Origin of the sequence: Corynebacterium sp. HMSC072A02 (assembly GCF_001810085.1) — a bacterium.
Taxonomy (GTDB): Bacteria; Actinomycetota; Actinomycetes; order Mycobacteriales; family Mycobacteriaceae; genus Corynebacterium; species Corynebacterium hesseae.
In genome coordinates this window covers 240,491-264,705 of record NZ_KV799847.1, presented here as the reverse complement: position 1 = coordinate 264,705, position 24,215 = coordinate 240,491, and the positions used below count along the sequence as shown (strand labels likewise).

Annotated in this window: 23 protein-coding genes and 5 tRNA genes; 3 read left to right on the top strand and 25 right to left on the bottom strand. The window is 59.8% G+C overall.

Going from position 1 to position 24,215, the window contains the following annotated elements; translation table 11 throughout:
* Positions 1-6 precede the first annotated feature (6 nt).
* From HMPREF2698_RS06485 to ruvC, 8 genes are all read right to left on the bottom strand, one after another.
* Positions 7-561 (bottom strand): adenine phosphoribosyltransferase, encoded by a 555-nt coding sequence (locus tag HMPREF2698_RS06485; protein ID WP_070522126.1) that lies wholly within the window; start codon positions 559-561, stop codon positions 7-9.
* Entirely contained in the window at positions 558-2,168 is a 1,611-nt protein-coding gene (locus HMPREF2698_RS06480) for an ABC transporter substrate-binding protein (protein WP_083303807.1), read from the bottom strand. The genes HMPREF2698_RS06485 and HMPREF2698_RS06480 overlap by 4 nt, the downstream gene beginning before the upstream one ends.
* 3 nt (positions 2,169-2,171) lie before the next feature.
* A complete protein-coding gene (secF, locus tag HMPREF2698_RS06475; RefSeq protein ID WP_070563000.1) occupies positions 2,172-3,323 on the bottom strand; it encodes a protein translocase subunit SecF in 1,152 nt (383 codons plus the stop codon).
* Between the two features lie 2 nt (positions 3,324-3,325).
* Positions 3,326-5,173 carry a protein translocase subunit SecD gene (gene secD / locus HMPREF2698_RS06470; RefSeq protein ID WP_070562997.1) on the bottom strand — a complete coding sequence of 616 codons (1,848 nt, stop codon included), beginning with the start codon at positions 5,171-5,173 and terminating at the stop codon, positions 3,326-3,328.
* 186 nt (positions 5,174-5,359) lie between these two features.
* A complete protein-coding gene (gene yajC, locus HMPREF2698_RS06465; protein WP_070562995.1) occupies positions 5,360-5,692 on the bottom strand; it encodes a preprotein translocase subunit YajC in 333 nt (110 codons plus the stop codon).
* A 39-nt stretch (positions 5,693-5,731) separates the two neighbouring features.
* Positions 5,732-6,817, bottom strand: coding sequence for a Holliday junction branch migration DNA helicase RuvB (gene ruvB / locus HMPREF2698_RS06460; RefSeq protein ID WP_070522109.1), 1,086 nt, complete (start codon positions 6,815-6,817; stop codon positions 5,732-5,734).
* A 15-nt stretch (positions 6,818-6,832) separates the two neighbouring features.
* Entirely contained in the window at positions 6,833-7,441 is a 609-nt protein-coding gene (gene ruvA / locus HMPREF2698_RS06455) for a Holliday junction branch migration protein RuvA (RefSeq protein ID WP_070562990.1), read from the bottom strand.
* Positions 7,442-7,482: 41 nt separating this feature from the next.
* On the bottom strand, positions 7,483-8,094 hold the full coding sequence (gene ruvC, locus HMPREF2698_RS06450) for a crossover junction endodeoxyribonuclease RuvC (RefSeq protein ID WP_070562988.1): 612 nt from the start codon (positions 8,092-8,094) through the stop codon (positions 7,483-7,485).
* Positions 8,095-8,250: 156 nt separating this feature from the next.
* Between ruvC and HMPREF2698_RS06445 the strand changes: the two genes are divergently transcribed.
* Positions 8,251-8,946: a nitroreductase gene (locus tag HMPREF2698_RS06445; protein ID WP_083303806.1), complete on the top strand. Its 696-nt coding sequence runs from the start codon at positions 8,251-8,253 to the stop codon at positions 8,944-8,946.
* A gap of 6 nt (positions 8,947-8,952) precedes the next feature.
* Here the strand turns inward: HMPREF2698_RS06445 and HMPREF2698_RS06440 are convergent, their stop codons facing one another.
* Entirely contained in the window at positions 8,953-9,708 is a 756-nt protein-coding gene (locus HMPREF2698_RS06440; protein ID WP_070529978.1) for a YebC/PmpR family DNA-binding transcriptional regulator, read from the bottom strand.
* Between the two features lie 129 nt (positions 9,709-9,837).
* Positions 9,838-10,704, bottom strand: coding sequence for an acyl-CoA thioesterase (locus HMPREF2698_RS06435; RefSeq protein ID WP_070562984.1), 867 nt, complete (start codon positions 10,702-10,704; stop codon positions 9,838-9,840).
* A gap of 101 nt (positions 10,705-10,805) precedes the next feature.
* On the opposite strand from HMPREF2698_RS06435, the gene HMPREF2698_RS06430 reads away from it, so the two are divergent.
* Entirely contained in the window at positions 10,806-11,288 is a 483-nt protein-coding gene (locus HMPREF2698_RS06430) for a DUF3817 domain-containing protein (RefSeq protein ID WP_070563170.1), read from the top strand.
* A 52-nt stretch (positions 11,289-11,340) separates the two neighbouring features.
* On the top strand, positions 11,341-12,543 hold the full coding sequence (locus HMPREF2698_RS06425) for a DUF2029 domain-containing protein (protein ID WP_083303805.1): 1,203 nt from the start codon (positions 11,341-11,343) through the stop codon (positions 12,541-12,543).
* On the opposite strand, the gene HMPREF2698_RS06420 is transcribed toward HMPREF2698_RS06425, so the two are convergent.
* From HMPREF2698_RS06420 to HMPREF2698_RS06350, 15 genes are all read right to left on the bottom strand, one after another.
* The gene (locus HMPREF2698_RS06420; RefSeq protein WP_070562979.1) at positions 12,528-12,986 is read right to left on the bottom strand and encodes a LemA family protein; all 459 of its coding nucleotides are present in this window, start codon (positions 12,984-12,986) and stop codon (positions 12,528-12,530) included. The two genes, HMPREF2698_RS06425 and HMPREF2698_RS06420, sit on opposite strands and share 16 nt — an antisense overlap.
* Positions 12,987-14,087 carry a glycosyltransferase family 4 protein gene (locus HMPREF2698_RS06415; protein WP_070562976.1) on the bottom strand — a complete coding sequence of 367 codons (1,101 nt, stop codon included), beginning with the start codon at positions 14,085-14,087 and terminating at the stop codon, positions 12,987-12,989. It lies immediately after the preceding gene.
* An 18-nt stretch (positions 14,088-14,105) separates the two neighbouring features.
* Positions 14,106-15,008, bottom strand: coding sequence for a phosphatidylinositol mannoside acyltransferase (locus tag HMPREF2698_RS06410; RefSeq protein WP_070522086.1), 903 nt, complete (start codon positions 15,006-15,008; stop codon positions 14,106-14,108).
* A 63-nt stretch (positions 15,009-15,071) separates the two neighbouring features.
* A complete protein-coding gene (gene pgsA, locus HMPREF2698_RS06405; protein WP_070562973.1) occupies positions 15,072-15,707 on the bottom strand; it encodes a phosphatidylinositol phosphate synthase in 636 nt (211 codons plus the stop codon).
* Positions 15,700-16,317, bottom strand: a complete 618-nt coding sequence (locus HMPREF2698_RS06400; RefSeq protein ID WP_070522237.1) for an ATP adenylyltransferase — start codon at positions 16,315-16,317, stop codon at positions 15,700-15,702. Before HMPREF2698_RS06400 ends, pgsA begins: the two co-directional genes overlap by 8 nt.
* Before the next feature lie 6 nt (positions 16,318-16,323).
* Complete coding sequence (gene thrS / locus HMPREF2698_RS06395) at positions 16,324-18,387, bottom strand: threonine--tRNA ligase (RefSeq protein WP_070562970.1); 2,064 nt, start codon at positions 18,385-18,387, stop codon at positions 16,324-16,326.
* Between the two features lie 93 nt (positions 18,388-18,480).
* Complete coding sequence (locus tag HMPREF2698_RS06390) at positions 18,481-19,761, bottom strand: Dyp-type peroxidase (RefSeq protein ID WP_070529961.1); 1,281 nt, start codon at positions 19,759-19,761, stop codon at positions 18,481-18,483.
* A gap of 64 nt (positions 19,762-19,825) precedes the next feature.
* Entirely contained in the window at positions 19,826-20,509 is a 684-nt protein-coding gene (locus HMPREF2698_RS06385; RefSeq protein WP_070562967.1) for a copper chaperone PCu(A)C, read from the bottom strand.
* 76 nt (positions 20,510-20,585) lie between these two features.
* A complete protein-coding gene (locus HMPREF2698_RS06380) occupies positions 20,586-21,173 on the bottom strand; it encodes a copper resistance CopC family protein (protein WP_070562965.1) in 588 nt (195 codons plus the stop codon).
* A gap of 191 nt (positions 21,174-21,364) precedes the next feature.
* Positions 21,365-23,332, bottom strand: coding sequence for a vWA domain-containing protein (locus HMPREF2698_RS06375; RefSeq protein WP_246819442.1), 1,968 nt, complete (start codon positions 23,330-23,332; stop codon positions 21,365-21,367).
* 278 nt (positions 23,333-23,610) lie between these two features.
* Positions 23,611-23,686: transfer RNA gene (locus tag HMPREF2698_RS06370), tRNA-Gly, on the bottom strand.
* A gap of 44 nt (positions 23,687-23,730) precedes the next feature.
* A tRNA-Val gene (locus HMPREF2698_RS06365) sits at positions 23,731-23,802 on the bottom strand.
* Between the two features lie 59 nt (positions 23,803-23,861).
* A tRNA-Gly gene (locus HMPREF2698_RS06360) sits at positions 23,862-23,937 on the bottom strand.
* A 38-nt stretch (positions 23,938-23,975) separates the two neighbouring features.
* Positions 23,976-24,047: transfer RNA gene (locus tag HMPREF2698_RS06355), tRNA-Val, on the bottom strand.
* A 32-nt stretch (positions 24,048-24,079) separates the two neighbouring features.
* A tRNA-Cys gene (locus HMPREF2698_RS06350) sits at positions 24,080-24,150 on the bottom strand.
* Between the last annotated feature and the right edge of the window lie 65 nt (positions 24,151-24,215).

Genomic DNA, 24,215 nt, shown 5'->3' with positions numbered 1-24,215 from the left:
ACAACCTTAGTCCTTTGCTCCCATCTGATTGAGCACAATCAGTGGGGAACCTTGTAGTCGCTCACGTCCTTGGAGTCCATTGACCTCCAGAACCACGACGTTGCCCGCTACTTCCGCGCCCGCTGATTCCAGCAGCAATGCGGCTCCGTGGAGGGTACCGCCGGTGGCGAGGACGTCGTCGACAAGCACGATGCGCTTGCCCTTAATGTCAATACCACTGTTTGGGATCTCCAGCGCTGCCGTGCCGTACTCCAGCTCGTATTCCTGGGTCAAGACGGGCGGCGGAAGCTTGCCCTTCTTCCGGATGGCGAGGATTCCCACCCCTAACTTGTACGCAACGGCAGAACCAAGAAGGAACCCGCGCGCATCGAGGCCACCGACCAAATCGGCACCGAGCTCTTTGCAGGCCTCCGCCAAGCCATCGACCACGGCGGCGAAAGACTCCGCATCTGCCAATACCGGGGTCAGGTCCTCAAACAGGATTCCCTCCTCCGGGAAGTCTTGGACAAGGCGGACCTTATCCTTCAAGGCTTGTGCTGCTGCGACGTAAATCTCGCTCACGACTCTTCCTTAGTTTCGGTTGCTGTTTGTGGGGTATAGCTCCAACGGTCGAGGTTCCACCCGATACCCGCAGGGCCAGTGTAGGGCACCACGCCTGTCACAGCGCGGTCAGTGATAAAGGTCCGAGGCTGCGCGGAGATGGGAATAGACGGCAATTCCTCCCACAAATCCTGCTCCAACGTGCGCAATGCCGACGCATTCTTCACGCTGGAGGCGGGAGCGGAATGCTCACGCATCGGATCTACTGCCCCAAGGTAGACGTCGATCTCCGGCAGGCCAGTCGCGGGATCCGCGGACAATTGCTCGCGGGAAACACGGTCTCCGGAGCGGTCTTCCACGGTGATTCCCGCGGGCTCGCAGGCCGCGCGCAACTGCTCAACCATTGCCTTATAGCGAGGGTTGGGAGCGAGGTAGCCTACGCCGATGGTGTAACCGGACAGACCCGACGCAGCTGCGTTGTCGACGGGGACTGTTGTTAGCGAGGCCATCTGGGCCGCAACTGGATCATCGTTGCGCACCGTGCGCACGGTGACGGCAGGAACATCCACGCCTGATTCCTTCGAGGAGGCCTGTGCCAAGCGCTGCGTATCCACGCACGCGGCGAAGGCGGCGCGTGCCCACGGCTGAGCAAAAATCCCAGCCTCCGAGAAGACCAGAGTGTCGGTCAGGCCACCCGGTATGGATTTCACGTCCACCGGCTTCCCCTCAGCATTGCGGTCCAACCACGAGGGTGAAGCCGTGGGCGACTCTGCAACGCGAAGCTCGTCTGAGGCTACAAACGCTGCCGCATCCGCGCTGCTGGGCAACATGACTACTTCACGCACGGCAGGCTTGTCGCCGTAGTAGTTGTCATTCGCCGTCAGAACGATTGAGCCATCATCCTCGACGCGGTCAATCTGATATGGCCCAAAGGAAACCTGCATGTCCGGGTCAAAACGCCCCGGTTCCGTCGAAAAGCCATCGCGCCAAGCCTCCGCCACTGGTTGCAGGGTTGCCATGTCCTGAGCATGAAGCGCCGCGTTAAGCTCTTCGACGCTCATCCCCGCCCGCTTAGCCATCACGTGCGCTGGGAGAACCGTGCCGGGGCCAAACAAGTAGCGCCACCGCGACCCCGCATCGGGCGTAAACCACACGGTAAATTTCTTGCTGTGAGGCGCGCATTCCACTCCGCTGACCTCTTCCATCAGCGGAAGGTGGGAGCCAAAGGTCTCACTCAGCTGGCCAGCGGTGTAGGCCAAGAGGTAATCGTCACAGGTCACTGCCTCGCCGTCGGCGAAGCGAGCCTGCTCCGTCAGCGTGAAGTCCACGTGTGCCCCGGTCTCATCGCCGTCGGGAGCAAAATACTCCGCGTGGGCAAGATCTGAGTTGGGCACCATCTGCCCGGCTGGGCCCGGTACGTACAGCGCAGGATAGACGCGGCTTGCTAGCTGGGCAGCCCCGACGGCATCGCCCCACGCGGAGGCTGCGTTACTAGTAGCAAGGGGGGAATCGCTCAGCACCGCGAAACGTGGTGCGGACGAGTCCTCCCCCGCACTCTCCTCATTAGAGCCGCACGCTGTCACGGTGAGGGCTAGGGCCAGCAGTGCCGCGACTGGAGATGTACGCACGGCTTAACGCCCGGGGCGCCAGGACGCCCCACCGGACTCGTCAGTAGGTGGCTCGGGCTCAGAATGCGAAGCCGCGGATGGGGAAACGACGGTGCGCGTAGCCTTCGTTTCCGCATCGCCTTCGCCTGCCTCCGTAGGCTCGCCCTCCGCACGGTAGGCGGCAACCACGGCGTTGTGCTTCTTCACGCTCTTTCGCTGGTTCGACAAAGTCACCAGAAGCGTCGTAGCGAGGAAGATTGAGGAGAATACGCCCTCGATAACGCCAATGAACTGCACAAGAGCAAGATCTCGCAGTGTGCCGATACCCATCAGCCATACAGCGACAACGAACAGAGCGATGATCGGCAGGGCTGAGATAATAGACGTGGAGATCGAACGCATCACCGTCTGGTTAATGGCCAAGTTGGTGAGCTCCCCATAGGTCTTCTTGCGCTGGCCTTCCAATCCCGTCGTATTCTCGTCCACCTTGTCAAAGACAATGACGGAGTCGTAGAGGGAGAAGGTCAGCACCGTCAGCAGACCAATGATGACTGCCGGGGACACCTCGATGCCAAAGAGCGCATAGATACCGGCAATGAACACACCATCAAAAATGAGGGCAAGAATTGCCGCAAAGGCCATGTCCCGCTGCAGGCGGACCGCCACGTAAATGGTGGCCAGCACGAGGAATACGGCCATCGCGATGACCATGCGCTTGGTAATCGACGAGCCCCACGATTCCGACACCGTCGAAGAACCAATCGCATCCGGGCTCGGCTTACCGTTATCATCCTTGACCTGATACTTCTCAAAGATGGCTTGGCGGGCCTGATTAACCTCATCCTGGCTCAGACGCTCGGAGGTGATTTCCAGCGTCTCCGAGGAACCCGCGCCCACGATCTGCACCAGCTCTGGGGTAACACCGGTGGCCTCCGTAAAGGTTTCCTCTACCTGTTCGGTGGACAGATCCCCAGCTGGCATGTTGAGCTTCGTGCCTCCCTCAAAGTCCAGAGAGAGATTGAAGCCACGAAGTGCAATAGCCAAGATGGAGGCGATGAGCAGCACACCGGCGATGGTGTACCAGGTCTTGGCCCGACCTACGAAGTCAAATCCACTGCCGTCTACGTAGAGACGGTCAAAGCGGGAAATCTTGCGGTTAGTAGTTTCGACAGCCATGATTACTTCTCCTCATCCGTAGCAGTAGCGACGGGTTTCTTGGCCGGTTTGGCATAAAAGCCGCGTTCGCGGCGCTCCTCCACGAGGTTGTAGATGCCGCCGAGGCCGTTCATCGACGGTTTGGCAAAAGCTGGGCGGCTGCCAAGGAGCTGCATCAGCGGCGCCATGATCAGGAAGGAAACGATGAGGTCGAAGATGGTGGTCAAGCCCATGGTGAAGGCAAAGCCCTTGACGGCGCCAATAGAGAGGAAGTACACCACGACGGAGCCGATAAGCGTCACGGCCTTACCCGTGACAATCGTTGCCCGCGAGCGCTCCCAACCCGTGCGGGTGGCAGACCGGAATGTGCGCCCGCCCAGGATCTCATCCTTCATGCGTTCGTAGTAGACAACGAAGGAGTCGGCCGTGGCACCAATACCAATGATCAAGCCCGCCATGCCAGAAAGATCAAGCGAGTAGCCGATCCACCGACCCAGCAGGACCAGGGCACCGTACAGCATGACGCAGGTGGTGACGAGCACCAGCAGCGCCACCGAAGACAGAGCGCGGAAATAGTAGATGGAGTACAGCGAAACCAGAATCAGGCCGACGATGCCGGCGATGAGTGCTGCCTCAAGGGCGGCCTTGCCCAGTGACGGCGGCACGGTCTCCACCGTTCCGCCCGGCTCGCCATTGGAGCCGGTAAAGGACAGCGGCAGTGCACCATAACGCAGGTTATTTGCCAGGTTCTGTGCTTCCTCCTGAGAGAAATCACCAGTGATGGAGGTAGCGGCACCAACCGGGGTCGCGCCCTGGATTACCGGAGCAGAAATCACGCCGGAGTCGAGGGTGATGGCCACCTGCTTTTGCAGGTACTCCTGGGTCAAGGTGGACCACGTCTGCGAGCCATTGGGGCCATCGCCGGTCTTGAAGGCGAAGCTGATCTCCATCTGGCCGGTCTGGGAATTCAGGCCGCCCTGAATCGGAGAGTTGCTATCAATCTCGTTACCAGTCAGACGGGTTCCGTTCGGATCCTCAATACCGTCCAGAAGCGGAGCTGGCTTGAGCAGGTAGGGCTGCTTATTAGAGTAGTCGCAAGCCACCAACGGCTTTGCCGGGTCATCGGTTCCGGCCAATGGGTCGGATTCCGCGTCACACGTCATCAAGCCCAGTGCTGCCGTTTGTTGGGTGGGATCCTCAGACTGGCGGTCCTTAAGCAGAACCTCAGTAACCTTATCGCGGCGCTCAGATTCCTCAAGAGAGTTCGCCGGGGCCGGAAGCGGCTTCTCGCTCACAGTAGGAGCCGGAGACTTCTTATCGTCCTTCTTCTCCCCGCCTTGGGCGGCTGCATCTGCGTTCTGGTTGAGCGCATCGTGGATGGAGGCCAGCGCCTTATTGGCCTGCTCTGGCGTCACGACTCCGTACTTGACCCAGCGGTTAGCCGTATCAGTCATGGACTTCTCAAGCTTGTCCATATCCGGCATGGGCTGCTCGCCCACCGGGCGGAACAGCAGCTGAGAAGTTTGGCCCACTGCCTGCGCCTGGGAAGCATCTTCGCCCGGAACAGTAATCACCAAGCTAAAGCCGCTGATGACGACCTCAGAGCCGGAAACACCCATGCCGTTCACACGCTGCTCGAGGATGGTGCGCGCCTGCTGCAGCTGCTCCTGGGTTGGGTCCTCACCCTGCGGAACCAGGGTTACGCGAGTACCACCCTGTAGATCAATGCCGAGCTTTGGGGTAGGCGACTTATCACCGGTCAGAAATATCAGTGCGTAAATCACGATGACAATGAGCGCAAACAGCGCTATCGCGCGCTTAGGCCATTGCCGTTGACGGCTGCTAACGCCACCACGTTTCGAAGCGGACACAAAGTTCTCCTGTGTTGTGTGGAACAGGGCTAAAAATCATAGGTCATGGTAGCCATCTCCACGACGCGATTGAGCGCCATGATGCCACCATGACTAGAGCACAGTCCACCATCGTACGTCATGGACCGCGGTTTTCCTTAACAGGCTTAAGGTGAGGCGCCCGCAGTGTGACGAGCGCAACTCGAATTAGAGCTTCGGGAAGCGTTCGTCGTTGTCGCCCTCCGCCTCAGCCGGCGCATCGTTGACCGTGCCAGCCTGCTCAGCAGTTCGCACGATAGCCATCGTGTCGAAGGTAATCACGGTGCCGTCCTTAACGCGCAAATCAACCTGCTGCTTACCGGCTTCTACCACGGTGCCGTGCAGGCCGCCGGCGGTAATCACCTCTTGGCCAGGCTTCAAGGAGGATTGCAATTCCTGCATCTGTGCCTGGCGCTTGCGCTGCGCGCGCATTGACATAAAGCTCGGCAAAATAACGAGAATTGCGAGTACGAGGAGTAGAAGAATCTGGGTTCCGTTCATAAGTGGTCAGTGTGCCAGACCTCCCCGTCTCTGGGCCAATTAGAAGAGGGTCCCGCCCACCGTTCCCTCGGGCGCCTCAAGGCCTAGGTGGTGCCATGCCGCCGCAGTCGCGACACGGCCTCTGCCCGTTCGCGAGATCATCCCCGCGCGCACGAGGTACGGCTCGCACACCTCCTCCACTGTCGACGGCTCCTCGCCCACCGCGATGGCCAGAGTATTGACTCCCACGGGGCCACCACCGTGCCCTTTAATGAGAGCCTCGAGTACCGCACGGTCAAGGCGGTCCAGCCCACGTTCGTCCACATCAAAAACCCGCAGCGCTGCTTGTGCTGCGCCAACATTGATGTGACCATCCCCATTGACCTCGGCGTAGTCACGGACGCGGCGCAGGAGGCGGTTGGCAATACGCGGAGTTCCGCGCGACCGAGATCCAATCTCCACCGCAGCATCTTGGTCAATGTCAACCTCCAAGATTCGCGCTGCGCGGGTGATGACCTGGGTGAGGTCCTCGGTATCGTAGTACTCCATTTGCGCGGTGAAGCCGAAGCGATCACGCAACGGCCCGGTCAGCATTCCGGCGCGAGTAGTCGCCCCCACCAGGGTAAAAGGCGGAATTTCCAACGGGATAGAGGTAGCCCCTGGGCCCTTGCCCACGATGACGTCAATACGGAAATCCTCCATCGCCATGTAGAGCATTTCTTCAGCCGGGCGGGCGATGCGGTGAATCTCGTCGATGAAGAGCACATCGCCCTCCATCAAATTCGACAACATCGCTGCCAGGTCACCTGCTCGCTCCAGAGCAGGCCCCGAGGTCATACGAAGCGAGCTTCCCAGCTCTTGGGCGATGATCATCGCCATCGTCGTCTTGCCCAGTCCGGGAGGGCCGGATAGCAACACGTGATCTGGCGTTACGCCGCGATTTTTCGCTCCATTAAGCACAAGGGATAGCTGCTCGCGCACCTTAGGCTGGCCAATGAACTCGCCGAGCGACTTCGGACGCAACGAGCGCTCAATATCGTGCTCGCCCTGTTGCTCGGTGGCATCCATATCCTGGTTGCGCTGGAGTGGAGAGTTAAGCTCCACCCCGTCCGGCAGTGAGAATTCTGTGCGTTCTACGTCTGACATGTCACCCACTCTCCCCTATTTCTTGGACCCCAGCTTGCTGAGTGCTGCGCGCAGCACCACTGGTGTCGCCGCCTCAGGTTTTTCAGCCACAACTGATTCCACCACGGGGCGGGCCATTTTGTCCGTAAAGCCCAACCCGACGAGCGCCTCAACAACATCCTCAACAACCGGTCCGGACGCGGTCTGCGCAGCAACCGAAGAATCTCCGCCATCCACAGAAGCAAAAGCTTGAACCTTGTCCTTGAGCTCAAGAATCAATCGTTGTGCAACTCGTTTGCCCACACCCGGAATCTTTTGCAGGCGTGCTGTCTCCTCCCCCGCAATCGCCTGAGCTAAATCGCCGGCGCTCATCACCGACAGGGCGGCCAAGGCCAGTTTTGGCCCCAACCCAGAGACCGTCTGGAGCACGTGGAACATGTCGCGGTCATCGTGGCTCGTGAAGCCATACAGCGTCATCGAGTCTTCCTTCACCACGAGCGTAGTCATAACCCTGGCCTCTTCACCGCGCTGGAGCGTCCCCAACGTGGCCGGGGTGGCAAGGACCTTATAGCCCACGCCGGCACATTCGAGCACGGCGTGATCAAGCTGGATGTCGAGGACTGTTCCGCGCAGAGATGCAATCATTAAATAAAAATTCCTTGGTTCGAAGGGTTATGCCAGTTAGCTTAAGAGGTTGACTTTGCCGCGCGAGAGACAGACGCGGTACGCGGTGAAGAACCCCGTACCCCGCTTGTTCGTGCGCCCGCCCCTATGCCGGCGCTCGTGTCACCGCCACTCATCCATGCCAGCGCTGGAGCACGCCAGCAGTGACAGACCGCAAGGGCCAAAGCATCCGCCGCATCAGCCGGCTTGGGGGCCTCACTCAGCCCCAAGATACGGGTAATCATGGCCGTCATCTGTTTCTTGTCAGCGCGCCCATTTCCTGAAATCGCCTTCTTCACCTCGGAGGGCGTGTACATGTGCACAGGAATATCGCGCTCTGCTGCCGCGAGCACCAAGACTCCGACGGCATGAGCGGTCTGCATGACGGTTGACACTTGGCCGCGTTCGAATACGCGCTCGAGCGCCACGACATGCGGCTGGTAGTCATCCATCCATTCCCTCACCGCCACAGATAGCCGCTTCAGGCGTTCCCCCAACTCTTTGTCACTGGGGGTGCGCACGACACCTACTGCGATGGGAATAACCGCGCGCCCACGTCCTGCTTGGACAACGGACAGGCCGCAGCGCGTCAATCCAGGATCAATCCCCATGACGCGCAGCCCTTCCAAATTCACGGCCGCCTCCTCGCCCTACTGATGAACTCACTTGCCTGGGGCATAGTGTACACACATGTGTTCTAGCGCAATCAGCGCCCTGCGAACGATGCCTGCCAAATCAGTCAGGCCCATCCCATCTGCTTCCTCTTCATCACCGCGGGTAGAGTGGCGCGCATGTCTCAACAACCAAATGACTATTCAGGCTTTATCCGATCCCGTCATTCCCCGCGGGCGTTCCTGCCGGATCCCATCCCCACTGAGGTCATCAAGCAGGTGCTTATCGACGCCCAATCCGCACCTTCCAATTCCAACACTCAACCGTGGAACGTACACCTCGTGGGCGGCGCTGCTTTGAAAGAATTAAGCGCCGCGCTGATCGCGGAGTTCGATAGGAACGGAATTAATCCAGACTTCACTATTGACTATGGTCAGGGAGTCCACCCGCAGCGCTCGCAGCAGCTCGCCGCCAAGATGTACGGGCTGCTCGGCATTGCGCGCGAGGATAAAGAGGCGCGCACGGAGTTTATCCGCGAAAACCTTCGCTTCTTCGGCGCCCCGCACGCGGCGCAGCTTTTCATTCCACCGCTGGGTGATCGCATTCGCGCTGCCTTCGATCAAGGCACCTATGCTGAGAACTTTTTGCTCTCGCTGCAGGCACACGGCTACCACGGTGTTCCACAGGGCATGATTTCACTCCTCGCGCCCACGGTCCGTGAATTCCTCGGGGTGGACGAGGAGTACAAGCTCGTCACCGCCCTCACCTTCGGCGTGGCCGATGAATCCAGCCCTGTGTTCAAGACTGCCCCTGGGCGCGCGCCGTTATCAGAGACGGTGACGGTACATGGCCTGGAAGGCCTTAAGCTCAGCTAGAAGCCTTTAGTCCTCGTCGAGCTCAGCGAGGACCTCATCGCTGAGGTCCATGTTGGTGTAGACGTTCTGGACATCGTCCGAATCCTCAAGCGCATCGATGAGGCGGAAGATCTTGCGGGCATCATTTGCCTGCAGCGGAACCTCAACGGACGCGCGGAAATCGGTGTCGGTGTCATCAACTTCGATGTCAGCAGCAACAAGGGCCTCGCGCACGGCCGGAACATCACCCGGTGCACAGGTGATCTCAAACTTCTCGCCGTTGTCGTTGACTTCCTCGGCACCAGCTTCCAGCACAGCGAGCAGGATGTCATCTTCGCTAAGCTCACCCTTCTCCACCATGACCAAGCCGGTGCGGGAGAACATGTACGCAACGGAACCGGACTCGCCGAGGTTGCCGCCGTTCTTGGACATCGCAGTACGAACGTCGGTGGCTGCGCGGTTGCGGTTATCCGTCAGGCACTCGATGAGCATGGCCACGCCGTTGGGGCCGTAGCCCTCGTACATGATGGTCTCCCAATCTGCGCCGCCGGCCTCTTCGCCGGAGCCGCGCTTGCGGGCACGCTCAATGTTGTCGTTCGGAACGGAGGCCTTCTTGGCCTTCTTAATCATGTCATCGAGGGTGGGATTCGCCGCCGGGTCGCCGCCGCCGGTGCGGGCCGCTACCTCGATATTCTTAATCAGCTTGGCAAATTCCTTGCCGCGCTTGGCATCGTTGGCAGCCTTCTTGTGCTTAGTCGTTGCCCATTTGGAGTGGCCTGACATGTCATCCCTTTCGATATGGCTGTGCAATAAATTGCTAGAAACTGGTGCAATTATACGGCCTCACGCCACGTACCTCCGCACAGGGGTACGCGTGGAAGCCTCATTCCTAACTGTCGGTTCGCTGTAGCATCACACATTTTGCCAATTGCCGTTGGCGCTGGTGCCTTCACTTTCAGGATGCATGGTCCGTGTCAGCCCCTCCTGCATGGCCACCGCGAGTAGCTCCCCGCGTTGGTTGAAGATCTTGCCCTGTGCAAGACCAGTCCCGGTCTGCGCTGAGGGACTCGACTGCGAGTACAACATCCATTCATCGACCCGGGCCGGACGCAAGAACCACAATGAATGATCCAAGCTGGCTAGTTGGATCCTCTCCCCTTGGTGCGGGAGCAGCGCTGAGCGAATCAACGTCATGTCGGACATGTAGAGCAGCGCCGCTTGATGGAGGGACGGATCGGGGGCGTCGGCAAGCAGGGCACCCGTATTACGGAACCAGATATTTCGAAACCCAGCGCCCGTGGTTTCCGCGGCGACGGCATCGCGGGATGCGTCGGGGACCAGCCTCACGTCCCAGTCTTCCCACTCCTTCAAGATGATCCGGGTGGAGTACGGGGATTCTGTAATGCTCTCCGGCGGCGGCACCTGCGGCATGTCTGCCTGATGCTCCGGGCCAACATCGCCTGACGCGTGGAAACCAGCGCTGAGCATGAAAATCATGCGGTCCTTTTGGTAGACGCGCACGTGGCGATGCGCAAAAGAGCGGCCATCCCGTATCCGCTCCACGCGGATGGTTGTGGGCACACTGGAGTCACCAGGCCCCACGAAGTAGCAATGCATAGAATGCGCCAACTTATCGTCGACGGTGAGCTGCGCCGCCCGAAGCGCTTGCGCCATGGTTTGTCCCCCAAAGGTGCGAGCGATGAGCGAGGGAACCGCGGGTGCGCGAAATTCGTCCTCGCCTATCCTCTCGATATCGACTGCCTGAGCCACCGATGCCATCTTTACTCCAATTCCATCGCCGTTATGGCGCCCGCCACACTCACTCCGACCATCCTACTCACGAGCTGATCTGCTCCTGGGAGTTGCGTACTATGTTCCGCATGACTTCAACCACCCCGCACAGCGTGCACCGCGTGGCCGCCTACCTAGAAATGATCACGTGGGGTCTGCTGATCCTCTCCATGATCCTCAAATACTCCGGCACCACCGAGGCGCTCACACCGATTGCAGGTGGCATCCACGGCTTCGGCTTCCTCTGCTTCCTGCTCATGACGGCCCTGGTGTGGATCAACAACCGCTGGCCGGTGGGGGTTGGAATCCTGGGCCTGGTAGTGACCGTCATCCCCTTCGCGGCGCTACCCTATGCGGTCTGGGTATCTCGGCGCGGACTCGTTGATGGGCCGTGGCGCTTTGCCGACGACGCACAGCCACACGGCTTCTTCGATTCGGTTTTGGCACAGGTCATCCGCCACCCGGTGCGCAGCGCGCTCATCGCGCTACTCGTCGTCGCCGTTGTGTTTAGCATCCTGCTCATGTTGGGACCACCCGTTGACGTAGAGTCCGCCATTGAAAATAATCGCTAAAACTCCAAGCATTTGGGCAGGCTGGGTCCTGGCGCGCCTTCTCCTCGTTTACATGCTCGTCAACGACACGGACCCGCTCGGAGACGTTCGGTATTATCTCGAGGGCGTCTTTGGCGATAATCCTCAAGACATGACGGAGTATCCGCAGGTCGGAACCTGGCCCAGCGTCCTGCTCGCGTGGCTTACTGGCTACGACTTTGAACGCTATGCTATCGGCTTTACAGCCATGGTGTTGCTTGCCGACGCCACCTTCCTCGCCCTCCTCCTGCGCCATCACCGCGACAACCCCGCAGCGTATAGCGCCGGATGGTTTTGGGTGTTTTTCGGCACCGCGGCAGGCCACGTTTTCACGTGGCGGCTAGACCTCTATCCCGCCTTGCTCGTCGCCGGTGCGGGCGCACTTCTGGCCACCCGCCCGCGTCTTGCCTCGGCTTTGTTGGCCTGGGCCACCGCAGCCAAGCTGTGGCCCGGAGTCCTCGCTGCCGGGCTCGTCGGACGCGTAACGTCTCGTGATACTTGGCAGCGGCTGGCCGCTTTTTTCGGAAGCCTCGCCGCACTCTGCCTCGGCGTAGCTGCGATAGCCGGTGTGGATAGGTTGCTCTCTCCTCTGACGTATCAAGGTCAGCGCGGCCTCCAGATTGAATCTCTGGCCGCCACCTGGTTCGTCTACCAAGCCCATCACCAGCCTGGGGTGTGGACGATGGAATACGCGGCGTCGAAAAGCTTTGAGATCTCCGGGCCTGGTGTCGATACGGCGATTACTGTGAGCACCATCGCGATGGGCGCCGCACTCCTCTGGATCATTGCAGTAGCGCTCGTTCACTTTCTGCGCGGCGGCTGGAGCTCACGCTCCACACTTGTCTTCTTCATCGCGGCAATCCTGCTGCTCATGGCAACGAATAAGGTCTTTTCTCCGCAATATATCGTGTGGCTTGGGCCGATTCTGGCAGTGGCGCTCCGCTCCCCCGTCCCCGTGGAGTCTGCTTCCTACCGAAACAAGGCCGCTAGTATCGCTGGGGTGCGCGCCATCATGGCAGTACTCGCCGTGGGAACAGCAGCCCTGGGAACCGTCATCTACCCCTATGGCTATGACTACATCTGGTTCTTTGTGGGCGAAAACCTCAACCCGGTGTACGCACTCGTGTTGCGCAACCTCCTCATCCTGGCGATGACCGCTTTTGCTCTGTACTGGTACTCCCTCGAGTCCCGCGTGGCGCGGGCTCAACAGTCCCAGGTGGATCACACCTCAATTTGACTCAGCTCGAAATACTCCGGCAGCTTCGCCGTGCCTCCCAAGCGCAGCAGCTTTACGGCCGGGCGCAGGCGCAGCGCGCGGGTATCGCTGACCGCCTCGTTGTAGAAGCGGTGAGCTAAGTGGATGCGCCCTTCGACGTCGGCAAGCACGGCCGGACGCGCTTCAAAGCGCTGTGCGATGGCCGCCGACAGCTCACGCTCCCGGGTGGCCCGTTCATCGAAACTCCCCTGCGCAAGCTCCGTCGCCTCTGCGCGCGCCGCAATGCCCTCAAGCTCGGGAGCTAGCGCGCTAACCACCGCCGCGCGGCGATCCAGCGTGGCCTCAAGCTGAGCCAGGGCCGCGTCTGTGCGGATATGGAGGGAGTTCAGCCGCTGCGCCGTATAGAGCGCCCACATCCCCAGGATGAGGAGGACGGCAAGAGCAATGACAACTTCAATGGGCATTTAAGACACCCGCACTTTCGTGCCATCCGCCACCGTCTCGTACACGCGCATGACGGCAGCGGCCACATGATCCCAATCGTAGTCGCGGGCGCGCTCCACCCCTGCCTTGATCAAGGCCTGTCGCTTGTCCGTATCGTTCACTACATCCTGCAGCACGCGCGCCAAGTCCGTGGCGTCGCCGGTTCTGAACAAGGCACCAGCAGGTTCTTCCGAGTCGGCATTGCACACTGCAGCGAAGGCCTCTAAATCCGAAGCCACCACTGCACAGCCAGCTGCCATTGCCTCAACCAGAACGATGCCGAAGCTCTCGCCGCCGGTGTTGGGAGCCACGTAGATATCGGCGCGCCCTAAGATGGCCGCTTTCTCGGCATCGCTGACGCGCCCCACAAAGTCGACTCCCGGAACGCTCCGCGGATGACCGCCGCCCATGACTGTCACGCGCACCTTCTCTGGGAGCAGGGTGAGGGCCTCAAGAAGAATGTCCAGGCCCTTTCGCGGCTCATCGAGACGCCCCAAGAACACGATCTCAATCTCTGAATCATTCTCTTTATGCTCGGCACAAGCACGCTCGCGCGCATATACAGAGGTATCTACCCCATTGGGAATGAGCACGGGGTCACCACCCAACTGCTCTACCTGCCAGCGGCGAGCCATCTCTGAGACCGCAATGCCTCCCCGGATCTTTTCCAGGTACGGGCGCAGGAAAGGTTTGGCCAGGGTCAGCGCCACGGAGCTTGATGCCGAAGCATGGTACGTCGCCACAATAGGGCCACGTGCCGCTGCCAGCGCAGCCATGGAATAGCTCGGGGAATTCGGCTCGTGGATGTGTAGGATGTCGAAGTTTCCCTCGCGAATGAAGCGCTTGATGTTTCGGCGCACGTGCGGTCCGATAGACAAGCGAGCCACCGAGCCGTTATAGGTAATTGGCACGGCCCAGCCACCCTTGCGCACAAAGCTGGGCACCTGCGTGCTTGTCGACGCCGGCCCCAGCACCTCCACGTGGTGCCCCTGCTCAATGAAGACAGTGGCTAGGTCAAGGATGTGGGCCTGAACCCCGCCGGGTTCGTCGAAGGAATAGGGGCAGATAATACCTATGCGCATGGAGTGTGTTCTGCCTTTCTACTTCTTGTGGCGAGCAGCGCGCCGGCGCTCGACGTCCGCATTCCAGTGCGGTTGCAACATGTGCCAATCTTCGGGGTGCGCCCGGATGTTTTCTGCGAAGCCGTCCGCGAGGCGCTGGCACGTCTCCTGAAGAGTCGTGACCTCAACCTCGGGGCCGACGGACAGCCCCCAGCCCTTGCGGTCGAACCACGAGTGCACCACGTGGAGAGCCGCCCCTGTTTCTATGGCGAGTTGGGCGGGGCCGGCGGCAACGTTGGCTTCTTCGCCCATGAAGTCTACGGGCACGCCGGTGCGCGTGAGATCACGCTCGGACAGCAAACACACCACCCCGCCTCGTTCCAAGGCATCCTTGAGGCGCGGGAATGGTGACGAACTACCTCCGGTCAGCGGCAGAACAGTGAATCCGAGACTTTCGCGGTAGTCCACGAAGGCGTCGAAAAGCGCCTCCGGCTTCAAGCGCTCAGCCACCGTAGTAAAGCCGCCATAGTGGCCCACGCAGAAGACGCCCGCCATGTCCCAGTTTCCTGAGTGCGGCAGCGCAAAAATCACGCCGCGCCCGGATGCCACCGACGCATCCGAGTACTCCTTGCCGCGCAGGCCAGCCAACAACCGCTTCTGCAGATCAGGGTCCGAGTGGATGGCCGGCAAGCGGAAGGCCTCGAACCAGTAGCGCATGTAGGAGCGCATCGAGTTCCGCACCAGCTCCTGCGTGACGTTTTCGGGCCCCACAACCCGGCTCAAGTTCTGGCGCAGCTGCTCCATGCCCTTGCCGTTGTCGCTAGCCCAGTCCGCGCCCCGCTCGAAAAGCCAGGCAGCGAGAGGCTGCGGGAGGAAGCGCACGACCTTCCAGCACGCGATGTACGCGGCGGCGGTCAGCCGGTCACGATCCAGTAGAGCCACGGTTCAGGAGCCTTTCTGTGCGGGCCGGGGGCACGGTACCTTCCGGTGGGAGCGGGGATTGAGCTATAGGTGCTTCAGTTCCTTCTTAAAACGCGCCTTGGTGTCCTGACGCGCCGCTTGGCGCATGCGCTGGTAAATGGTGAAGATAGACCCCACAGCCAGCAGCCACAGGGCGACTTCCAGCGCATAAGGCACGCCCAGGCCTTCCAACCCCACGCCGCCGAGTCCTAGGATGAGGCGCTCTGGGCGCTCGACGAGGCCGCCAATCATCTTGAAACCGGAGGCCTCGCCGCGCGCCTTGACATAAGAGATGACCTGGGAACTAACCAGCACCACCATGCAGGCGGCGAAGTTGATGGGGTGAGCGTTGTCGACGTACACCATCCAGTAAGCGATCGCCGCGAACAAGGCACCGTCGGTAATGCGGTCGCAGGAGGCGTCGAGAGTCGCGCCGAAGTTTGATCCACCTGTGGTCAGGCGCGCCATCGTGCCGTCGAGCATGTCGAAGGCCGCGAAGAGACCCGACAACAGCGCGGCGGCAAAGAGGTGATCAAGTGGGATGAGGATGACCGATATGGCAATGGTGACGATCGTTCCCACAATGGTGACGATATTCGGGGTCAGGCCCATCTTGAGGAAGAGCTTGGCCACCGGGACCACAACCACGGCGGCGGGTTTGCGCCCGTGAACACTAAGCATGCGCTTCTCCTGAGATGATTCCTTCGGCGGCGAGCTCCGCCCATCCCTGAGCAAGAAGGGAACGGGTGTCTTTGAGGAGCTGCGGCAGCACTTTAACGCCATCCACAATAGTCATGAAGTTTGAATCTCCGCTCCACCGCGGAACGATGTGCATGTGCAGGTGCTGCCCCACCGATCCGCCCGAGGCCCGCCCCAGGTTAAAACCGGCGTTGACGGCATCGGGGCCGGACACCTTCTTCAGGACCCGGATGGCGGCCTGGGCAAACTGGAAGAGCTCGCGGGACTCCTCCTCGGTGAGGTTTTCCAGCTCAGATTCCTGGCGGTACGGGATGACCATCATGTGGCCGGCGTTATAGGGATAAAGGTTGAGCACGCAATAGACAAGCTCACCGCGGGCAACGATGAGCCCGTCCTCGTCGGACATCTGTGGGATCTCCACGAACGGGTTACGGGCTTCCTTTGGCACGTCGCCGGCGCCGCCCTCACGCTTGATGTAGCTCATACGGTACGGCGCCCACAGGCGCTCTAAGCGGTCGGGGGTTCCCAGGCCGGTATCGACGTACTCTCCCACTCTGTGTGTGCTCCCTTTCTCAGCTCTGTCTAGATGCATCTGCACCTAGACACGCTCGGCGATGGTTTCCTTGGTTGGTTGATCGTTGTTGCGCTCACGCACCCAAGCCTCGATGACGTTGACTGCAGCTTCCACGGGCACGCCGTTAACTTGCGTGCCGTCAAGGAAGCGGAAGGACACGGCGTCTGCCTCAACGTCGCGCTCGCCCGCCAGCAACATGAACGGGACCTTGCCAGTGGTGTGATTGCGGATCTTCTTCTGCATGCGGTCGTCGGAAGTATCGACGTCAGCGCGCAGGCCGCGGGAGCGCAGCTCGGCGCATACCTTCTCGAGGTGCGGGGCGAAGGTATCCGCCACCGGGATGCCCACCACCTGGTGCGGGGCCAGCCATGCCGGGAAGGCGCCGGCGTAGTGCTCCAGCAGCACGCCGAAGAAGCGCTCAATGGAACCGAAGAGCGCGCGGTGAATCATGATCGGGCGTTGCTTGCTGCCATCCGACGCCGTGTACTCCAGCTCGAAGCGCTCCGGCAGGTTGAAGTCCAGCTGCACGGTGGACATCTGCCAGGTACGGCCGATGGCATCGCGAGCCTGGACAGAGATCTTCGGGCCATAGAAGGCCGCGCCCGCTGGGTCCGGAACCAGCTCAAGACCGGACTTCTCCGCCACGGACTGCAGAATAGCCGTCGAGCGCTCCCAGATCTCATCAGAGCCGACGTACTTATTCGGATCCTTGGTGGACAGCTCCAGGTAGAAGTCGTCCAAGCCGTAGTCCTTGAGCAGAGAAATGATGAACTCCAGAACCTTGGTCAGTTCATCTTCGAGCTGCTCAGGGGTGCAGTAGATGTGGGAGTCATCCTGGGTGAAGCCACGGGCGCGAGTCAGACCATGAACAACGCCGGACTTTTCGTAGCGGTACACCGTACCGAACTCGAAGAGGCGCAGCGGCAGCTCGCGGTACGAGCGGCCACGAGAAGCGAAGATGAGGTTGTGCATCGGGCAGTTCATCGGCTTGGCGTAGTAGTCCTGCGGCTGCTTGGTGCAATTACCGTCCTCATCCCACTCGCCATCGAGCTGCATCGGCGGGAACATGCCATCCGCGTAGAAGTCCAGGTGGCCGGATTTCTTGAAGAGGTCTCCCTTGGTCAGGTGCGGGGTGGACACGAAAGAGTAGCCATCAGCGATGTGGCGGCGGCGGGAGTGCTCTTCCATCTCCATGCGCACGGTAGCGCCATTGGGGTGGAATACCGGGAAACCGGAACCGATCTCATCCGGGAAGGAGAACAGGTCCAGCTCGGCACCCAAGCGGCGGTGGTCACGCTTTTCTGCCTCTTCCACCATGGTCTTGTAGGACTCAAGAGCTTCCTTGGATTCGAAAGCAGTGCCATAAATGCGCTGCAGGCCAGCCTTGGACTGGTCACCGCGCCAGTAGGCAGCAGAGGAACGCGTCAGAGTGAATGCCGGGATGTACTTGGTGGTCGGAACGTGCGGGCCACGGCACAGATCAAACCACTCCACCTCGCCGGTGCGCGGGTTGACGTTGTCATAGTGGGTCAGATCGCCGGCACCAACCTCGGCAGCCTCATCGGAATCAGGGTCCACGTTGCCCTTGTCCTGGACCAGCTCGAGCTTAAACGGCTCGGCAGCAAGCGCCTGCTCCGCTTCCTCCGGGGAGGAGTAGACGTGGCGCTCGAAGCGCTGGCCACCCTTGATGATCTTCTTCATGCGCTTCTCAATGGCCTTGAGGTCCTCCGGAGTGAAGGGCTCTGCGGTCTGGAAGTCGAAGTAGAAGCCGTTCTCGATGGCCGGGCCAATGCCCAGCTTGGTGCCGGGGAACTCCGCCTGCACGGCCTGGGCCATGACGTGCCCACAGGAGTGGCGAATAACGGCGCGGCCGTCTTCCTCGCAGGCAGCAACCGGAGTGAACTCGGCGTCAGTGTCCGGCGTGTGGGAAAGGTCGTAGAGAGTACCGTCGGCGCCGCGGACGACGACTACTGCTTCGGGGCCCTTGTTGGGCAGCTCATGCTCGCGCATCGCTGCTCCCACGGCAGTACCGGCCGGGACCGTGATCGGCTCGTAGTTCACCGGGACTGCTGGAATCATTTCCGCCATGACTTGTTGCGCTCCTTTGCGCTCACGCGCCGCTCGACATACCTGGCCGAGCAGCGCTCAACGAGAAAGTTACAGCGGCTTAGTCTACCCCTCTTAACTGCGGATGAGCGATTCGCCCCAAAAGGTTTCGCCCTCAGTTCCGGCAGGCATGTAGTACACGGCCGAGCCGATGTGGGTAATCCACTCGTTGAGGCGATCCGCTTTGTCGAGGCGCGCCTGGATGGGCTCGAACTGGGCCGTAGGATCCTTCTGGTAGCAAATGAAGATCAATCCAGCGTTGCTGAGTTCACCGCGCTTGGTGGTCTCCGGGGAAGGCGGAAGGTTGTAGTTATACGGACGGCGCAGCAGCTTCTGATGAGGTGAGTCGACCGGAGGATGTGCCCGGGCGACATGCGAGTTTTCATCAATAGCCTTGAGGCCAAACTCGTTTCGCGCGTCCAGGTCAACCTCGTCGAACTCGTCCTTGCCACCTAGAGGTGCGCCGGTATCGAGCGCTCGACCTGTAGCGTTTTCACGTGCAGCACGATCAAGTTGCTCCCACGTATCGAGGTTCATGTGGATGCGGCGAACCACCATGGCGCTGCCGCCGGCAAAGGGGCCGTCCTCGATCCACACTTGCTCATTGAAATCTTCATCGCTTCGCGGGTTGACCGTGCCGTCTTTTTGCCCAAAAAGGTTGCGCGCGGTTGTTCCCTTCGGTGCGGAACCATAAGCGTGGCTAAACCCCTGTTGAATCCACGCGACGTCGGCGTAGTCTTTACCGGCACGAGTCATATGCCGCAGTACATAGGCCGCGGTGAAGGCATCATCACTGCAGATCTGTAGGACGATATCGGTCTGTCCCCATTCAGGGCGCAAATCATCGTGTTCAAAGTCCTGGATATCTCGCAGCCAGCTGGGCTTGGCGACGCCCACCGTGTCAAAGAATCCTTCTCCCCAACCGCACGTGACGGTGAGGTTTGCCGGGGTGGTAGACAATTCAGGCTCGAGGCTACCCAGCGGGTTCTCGCCGGTGCACAGGCGGCGAGCGTCCTCCGTCCACAGACGCATGAGTGCGGCCGCGCCGCGTGCGGTGGTCTCCTTCTTCAGGTTGAAACCGACCAATTCCACGTGCGCCTGGACCGGGGTTTGGATGCCTGCTTGATGCTTGCCATCGAAAGCGACGATATCGCCACCCATGGTTTCCTCGCGGCGCTCCGGCCCGGTGCTTCCGGCATCACCGGCCTGCGCTGCTTGGGAAGCGTCTGCAGACTCCGCCGAAGACTGCCCTGACTCCTCCCCCTTCGCGCAACCGGCGAGCGCTACCGCGCTTGCAGCCACAGCACTTCCGGCGAGCAATCCACGCCGGCTGACAGGTTCCTCGAACCCGCTCATCGTTGATGTCTCCCTATCTCGTGAGAACCGATAACTTGCCTACCTTGGCCCAGAGAACGCTTTTCTAGTGAGCGTGCTCTTCCGTCTTCATGCCCGACATGTCTGCGGACTCTGAGTGGTCCATGTGATCACCATGCTTCATGTCGCCATGGTCCATATCGTCGCCGTGATCCATGCCGCCCATATCGCCATAGTTCTCGTCGCCTGCGCCGATGGAACGCACGGGGATGTCGCCCAGGTCGACCGTTGAGCCGTCGCTAAGCTCCAGCGTCAGTGTGGCGGTCTCGCCAGCCATAACGGGCTCTGTAACTCCCATCAGCATGAAGTGGAAGCTACCCGGTGCGAGCTCAACGGATTCGCCAGCGGGCAGATCAAATCCACCTTCTTTTTCCTGCATGACGCCATCGACGACCTCATGGATCTCGTAGTGCTCCGCCTTCACCGAAGAGGTAAAGCCAACCACGTTGATGTCCTTGTCCGTGTGGTTGTGGAGTGTGCCGAAGATCGCGGTCATATCCGAGTCCTTCTCCATGGCACGCACGACAGCATCCTCGAAGGTCACACCGGACTCAGCGGAGGAAGAAGCCGAACCACTGGTCGCTGCTTCCTTGTCCTTCTCAGCGCTGGCTGCTGCGCTCGATGGGGCTGCGGTGGAATCTTCCTCGCTCGTCGAGCAGCTTGCCAGTGTAAGGCCGGCAGCCGCAACGGCAACCACGGAAGCACGGAGGAAAATACGGGAATTCAGCATGTGACATGCCTTTCTGCAGTAACAGTAGTGAAATAAAATGCGGTTTGACTCTCGCATCATCAGAACCGTGTGGTGCTTAGCCTTCTGGGTCTTCTCCGCCAGAACGGCGGGTCTTTGCTCCGAAGGCGAAAAGGGCTGCGCCGACGACGAGAACTGCTCCTACACCAATGATCCATTTGGCCGCGGTAGGCAAAGAACTCAGGGGATCCTGAGACTCTTCTGCATCGTCGCTTTCCTTGGCACCATCGGCAGAAGCATCTGCAGTCTTATCTCCCCCAGCCCCGGAGGCCACGCTAAATGGCACGGAACCGAGTGTGGAGTGCCCATCGGAGGACGTAATGCGGAAACCTACTTGGTAGTCACCATCACCGGGCTCGACGTCCTGGGGGACTTCGACGGTGAGGTTTCGGCCGTCAATGGTCGGGGTTGCGTCAAAGAGCACGTCGCCGCTTGTCTTATCACTCACGGCGAAGGTGTTGAAGTTGTCCTTTGGGATGCCAGAGAATTCCAGCGTGATTTCGCGAGGGAATTCCTCCAGCGGCGTATCACTCACAACGTTGCCGCCTATGACTGAGTCATGTGCCGCCGCTAGTGGCGCGGACAGCCCGACCGCGAGGCAGGCTGCCCCGGCAGCAATCCCTGTGGTGACCTGACGCAGCTGCATGTCCAGAACAACTCCTTGATGGTCTGATGAAACTTTTGGTTGAAGGTTCCCTCATCCTATCGCCGGGAGGGATCCTCGAGCCAATCCTTCACCCCGCACGGAATATGCGAGGTTACCAAGTAGTCGTTGCATGCAGTGGAAAAGTTCCCTGCTGCAGCTCCAACAGCAGCTAAGTCATATTCCTGGGCTTACTAATTGCTACGCCCGCGCAGAAGGATAAGTACCAAGATGACGACGGCAAGTGCAATGATGCCCAGCGCAGCAGCTAAGAGATAGCCAAGAATGCCGAGGCCAAAGCCTTTGTCTTCGTCCGCGCTTGCTGCTTGGTCCGTCTTATCCTTCATCTCTTTATCGCCGTCGCTCTTCGGATCCTCAGTCTGGTCCTTGACGGGTTCATAGATTGGGCCTTGGATTGGTTCTCCCAGCACCTTTGTTGTGAGAGCGTATTTCACCGTGTCTCGCTTGCCATCGAATACCTCATCCTCCTTTTCGGACCCCGTACCCGCATCTAGGGTGACCAAGATGTAATAGTCACCCTCCAACCAGTTAGCTTGGGCTCCTTGCCCGTTTGCCTGACTTTGACCGAAACGATTGGCGAAAGCCGTCGGTATAACCGAGTGTGCTGCAACTTCTTGGCCCTCGTTCAAGGCCGACATATAATCGTTGTCACCAGCTCGCTCGCGCGCGGGGTTGAGAATCTCCAAATTCAGGGACGAGTACTTCAAGGCATTCTCATCAGACATCTCGCCTACTTTCAAGGCAGCGGCAAGCTGCTGTCCTTCCTTCATGGGAACCTTGAAGACTTGCGCCTCGCCCCGCACAATGTCGGTCTCGATGGTGTCTCCGCTTTCCAGCTCAATGGCATCACCAAACCAGCTAGCCGCGCGAATCTTTTCAGCGCCTTCAAAATTGGCATGAAGTTCGCCCTCGACCTCGCTGTCCAGCCCACTCACCAGCTCATCCATATTGGACACAGGGTCAATGCGGTGGAGGAGGATTTCCACATCGAGGGGTTCCTCAGCTTTGTAGTTCATAGCTCGCTTCGCGGTCAAGACAAGTTCGTCACTTGGACACTTTTCGGAGCCCATTTCTCGCGTAAAAGCGCTTGCGCTGGGCAAAGCGTCTGTGCGAATGGAGGTATGGAACTCGTCCTGATCAACAGTGCACTCAATGGAGCCTTGTTCACCGCCATGATTACCGGTCGGTGGCTCGGAACCGTCACCAAAGAACACTGACAAATCAAGGCTTCGCGGCTTAACCACCGCGCCGTCCAGAGTCTTGTATATCGACGCTACATAGCGCTCACCCGGCTTGACGGGGATAGACCATGACTCAGCGTGAAAATCCTTGTGAGTGTCCTCTCCGCCGTTAGTCGGCGGCTCCAGTTGCGCACGGAAGATGAAGTCCTCACCAGACTCCCAGCGAGGAAGCTGCGTTGGTTGACTGATATCTTCGCTACCTTCAATCTGTTCGACATCGGATTGGTAGATGTCCGCGGCGCGCCCTGCTGCCTTCTTGATCATCGCTGCCAGTGAGTCTGCATCATCGGCGTCGAGATACTCGCCACCTGCGGCATCTGCAATACAGGAGAGCTCCTTGCGGGCCTCCTCATCGACGTTAAAGCCAATGGTGTTGATAACCAGGTCAACGCCCTGATCGTGAAGCTCCTTTGCCACCTCACATACTGGCGGCGGCGCGCACGTGTCGATTCCATCAGAGACAAGCACAATGGTGCCGTGCTGGCCACCCAATTCTTCGGCGGCCTTCTTCAGTGAATCACCAATCGGGGTATATCCCTTAGCCTGGAGAGCATCAATCGGACCGGTGAAAGAATCCCCGACGTCCTCCTTAGGACCGCTGACCACGTGGATGTCTTGGCACCCTGCTTCCTGATTCTCGGGTGATTCATCGACCGTGCCGCCGTAAGTAACAAGTCCGAGCGGGATGGTCCCACCTAGCTCAGAGACGAACTTCTTCGTTGCATCCTTCGCGGCGTCGAGCCGGGTCTGCGCGCCAGCATCTTGCACATTCATCGAACCAGAAGAGTCGAGAACAAGCATCGTCGCACCACTCTCAGGATCTGCGGCCTCCCCACCAGAGCCGGACTCCGGGTTATTCGCGGAAGCGGCTTCGGAGCTCGGAGCTGCGCTGGGCGTCACTCCAGTGGGATTCTGTGCAGACGCTGGTACCGCCACGACGGTGAGAAACCCGATTATTAGGGCAAAAAGAAGAGCAAAAGCTCTGCGCAACGGTCCATACTGGAAAAACGTTGGTGGAGACAAGACTTTCATGATGTCTGCTTTCTTGAGACGACAAGACTGTGAGAAACATCATAAACGGCTGGCAAATAGTTCTCCCGCCAACGGGGAAGATCCCCCTCCAGCGCAGTGAATTGTGAAAACAAAAGTGCCCCTCCATAGTGGAGGGACACTCGATGTGGAGCGGATGACGAGACTCGAACTCGCGACCCTCACCTTGGCAAGGTGATGCGCTACCAACTGCGCTACATCCGCGTGACGAGCTCTCGCTCGTCGCGGGCTCCAAAATGGAAACCCTGTGCGCGATACTGGGATTGAACCAGTGACCTCTTCCGTGTCAGGGAAGCGCTCTCCCACTGAGCTAATCGCGCTTATCCATTTATCAAGGCTATTTACTTGCTCAAGATTCCCTCTAGCATCAAGAAAGCCTTGGAGCGGATGACGAGACTCGAACTCGCGACCCTCACCTTGGCAAGGTGATGCGCTACCAACTGCGCTACATCCGCATTCGAAACCAGGCCCGGTTTCTAGGACTAAGTCCTTGTGCGCGATACTGGGATTGAACCAGTGACCTCTTCCGTGTCAGGGAAGCGCTCTCCCGCTGAGCTAAACGCGCTCACAGCACCCGAAGTTGGGCGCCAGCTTTTGAGGTGGAAACGGGAATCGAACCCGTGTGCACGGTTTTGCAGACCGTTGCCTCACCACTCGGCCATTCCACCGTGGCGATACCGCCTCACACACTACATGTGCTGGAGCGGATGACGAGACTCGAACTCGCGACCCT